Source organism: Actinotalea sp., assembly GCF_041597215.1.
In the GTDB taxonomy this organism is placed as follows: domain Bacteria; phylum Actinomycetota; class Actinomycetes; order Actinomycetales; family Cellulomonadaceae; genus Actinotalea.
Map to the genome: position 1 here is coordinate 1 of NZ_JBFHHB010000347.1, position 2,184 is coordinate 2,184.

Below are 2,184 nucleotides of genomic sequence, written 5' to 3' on the forward strand. Positions count from 1 at the left end.
CCCGCCCCACCCGCACGTCCACATGACACCCTCGACACGTCCAGCTCCAGCCCCCGAGGAGATGACCATGAAGCGGATCGCTCGCAGCACTGCCGCAGGCCTCCTGGCGACGCTCCTGCTCCTCGGAGCGTGCAGCACCCCGGCCACCGAGCAGGCGGCACCGTCGGCCCCGTCGCCCACCGCGGCGGCGCCCGCTCCGGCACCGGCCGGCCCGGCGCCCGAGCCCTCCCCCGCGCCGTCGTCCGACCTGCTGCCCGTCGTCCCGGTGCGCAACGCGGCGCTGGACGCCGTAGCGCGGACCGAGCGCCCCGCACCGGTGCGCGTGACCGTCCCCAGCCTGGGCATCGACGTCCCGGTCGACCCCGTCGGCATCCAGGACGACGGCCAGATGGAGATCCCGCCGATGGCCGAGCGGGCCGGGTGGTACCGGTTCGGCTCGGCTCCCGGCGACGCGTCCGGCACCTCGGTCATCGCCGCTCACGTGGACTCGATCGCCTCCGCCGGCCTCGGTCCCTTCGCCCGGTTGCGTGACCTCGCCGTCGGCAGCGAGGTCACGGTGGACCTGGGCGACGGCGCCACGGCGAGGTACACGGTCGACGAGGTGCGCCGGGTGCCCAAGACCGATGTCGCGTGGAACCAGGTCTTCGTCCGCGACGGAGCACCCCAGCTCGCGCTCATCACCTGCGGCGGGACCTGGCAGCCCGAGGTCCGGCACTACAGCGACAACGTGATCGTCCTGGCGAGTCCGGTCCGATGACCGCCACGGCCCTGCGCCTGTCCACCGGGCGGACCGCACCCTTCCCGTGGCACCATGACCGACATGTGCAGCACCATCCGACGAGGGGGCCGGAGCTGACCAGGCCCGAGGTGACGACCCTGCGGTCGCCGTCCTCCTGGGACGACGCCGAGGTGGCTCGCGCCTTCGTGGCCGGGGACGAGATCGGCCTGGCCGAGGCGTACCGGCGGTGGTCTGCCTTCGTCCACACCCTCGCCCTGCGGTCCCTGCGTGACCACACCGACGCGGAGGACGCGACCCAGCAGGTCTTCGTCAACGCCTGGCGCGGGAGGGCAGGGTTCGACCCGGCTCGCGGCCCGCTGGCCGCATGGCTGACCGGGATCACCCGGACCGTGGTCGCCGACACCTTCGCCCGCCGGGCCCGCCAGCAGCGCGACACGCACGCGGCGGTCGCCACGATCACACCGGTGGTCGAGGCCGATACCGTCGGCATCGCCGACCGCATGCTCGTCGCCGACGAGATGGATCGGCTGGGTGAGCCGCAACGCACGATCCTGGCCCTCGCCTTCTGGGAGGACCTCACGCACGACCAGATCTCCGCACGTCTCGACCTGCCGCTCGGCACCGTCAAGAGCCATATCCGGCGCAGCCTGCTGCGCCTTCGCACCCGGTTGGAGGTGGACCATGCAGCATCCGGAGCCTGAGGACCTCGCGCTCGCAGCGCTCGGCGAGCCCATGGACGACGCCAGCCGCGCGCACCTCGACGAGTGCAGCCAGTGCGCCGAGGAGGTCGCGTCCTTCGCCGGTGCGATCACGGTGGGCCGCTCCGTCGGCGCGGAGGCAGGGGACACCCTCACCGCACCCCCGGCCCGCGTCTGGGACCGCATCCGCACCGAGCTCGACCTCTCGACCGAGCTCGACCCGGGTGAGCCGCTGACGACCCCGCTGGCCGAGGCACCGGCCGGGGTCGAGACGGCCGAGACGGCCGACTCGAGCCAGATCACGCCTCCCGCGCCCCTGCTCCGCGACCGCTCCTCGCGACCGGCGGCGACCGATGGCAGGCCGTCGCGCCCCGGCCGGTGGCTGGCCGTCGCAGCGGCGGCCGGGATCGTCGTCGGCGGTGGTGGTGTGACCCTGTGGAACGAGCGTTCCGAGCCGGCGCCTGCCGTCCTCGAGGCAGCGACTCTCGATGCCCTCCCGGACTGGGTCGGGGCCTCCGGGGAGGCGACCGTCCAAGTGGCTGCCGACGGCAGCCGCTCCCTCGTCGTGACCCTTGCGAGCGCGCCGTCGGACGGCGGGTACCACGAGGTCTGGCTCATCGACACCGATGTGACCAAGCTGGTCAGCCTCGGCGTGCTGGACGGGACCACCGGGTCCTTCGCCCTGCCGCCGGGTCTCGACCTCGGCGAGTTCCCGGTGGTCGACATCTCCGAGGAGCACTTCGACGG

3 protein-coding genes are annotated in these 2,184 nt (G+C 73.7%); all 3 read left to right on the forward strand.

Annotated elements, in window-relative coordinates:
* Positions 1 to 67 precede the first annotated feature (67 nt).
* A complete protein-coding gene (locus tag ABWK99_RS15835; protein ID WP_372595643.1) occupies positions 68 to 757 on the forward strand; it encodes a class F sortase in 690 nt (229 codons plus the stop codon).
* Positions 758 to 867: 110 nt separating this feature from the next.
* Entirely contained in the window at positions 868 to 1,440 is a 573-nt protein-coding gene (locus ABWK99_RS15840; RefSeq protein WP_372595644.1) for an RNA polymerase sigma factor, read from the forward strand.
* A partial coding sequence (locus tag ABWK99_RS15845) for an anti-sigma factor (RefSeq protein WP_372595645.1) occupies positions 1,421 to 2,184 on the forward strand: 764 nt, incomplete at its 3' end. The genes ABWK99_RS15840 and ABWK99_RS15845, both read left to right, overlap by 20 nt.

Coding starts and splice junctions, on each gene's coding strand:
- ABWK99_RS15835 (WP_372595643.1), top strand. CDS start 68: ATGAAGCGGATCGCTCGCAGCACTGCCGCAGGCCTCCTGGCGACGCTC.